At 42.1% G+C, this 496-nt stretch carries 1 protein-coding gene and 1 pseudogene; both read right to left on the reverse strand.

Annotation, left to right across the window (positions count from 1 at the left end; all coding sequences use genetic code 11):
* A partial coding sequence (locus tag HC175_RS17735; RefSeq protein ID WP_168139598.1) for a Gfo/Idh/MocA family protein occupies positions 1–250 on the reverse strand: 250 nt, incomplete at its 3' end.
* 26 nt (positions 251–276) lie between these two features.
* A pseudogene (locus HC175_RS17740) lies at positions 277–496 on the reverse strand (sodium:solute symporter); the annotation flags it as partial.

Genomic DNA, 496 nt, shown 5'->3' on the forward strand with positions numbered 1-496 from the left:
GTTTTTCGCATAATACTGCTTTACCGGCACGAAGGCAGAGCAGGGTATGGGAATGATGAAAACTATGTGGCGTGGCAACATATACGATGTTTAAAAGAGGGTCTTTCAGCATTTCCTCATAGGAGCCAAAAGATCTTTTTGCTTCCATCTCTTCACAAAATGTTGCTGCTTTTTCAGCATTGCGGCTGGCTACCGCATATAATTCGGCGTCCTCTACGAATTTTAAAACTGGTGGCGAACTTATGGGCAATTCGTCCGGGACCTATAATTCCCCATTTAATTTTCTTCGGCTTCATGCTCTTCAATGTCATTATGTTCCGGAGATATGAAATTCTGAATAATCACCGCTATCCCTATTACCAAAGCACAACCCAGCAGGTTAAGCCATAAATAGGGCAGGAGGTCCATAAAATATACGGTGATGATAATGCCCTGGGTAATAATGGCGGCTAAAAAAACGGCCGTGCTTTTCACATATTTGATAAAAAAAGCAAGC

The sequence above is a fragment of the Salinimicrobium oceani genome, assembly GCF_012037645.1.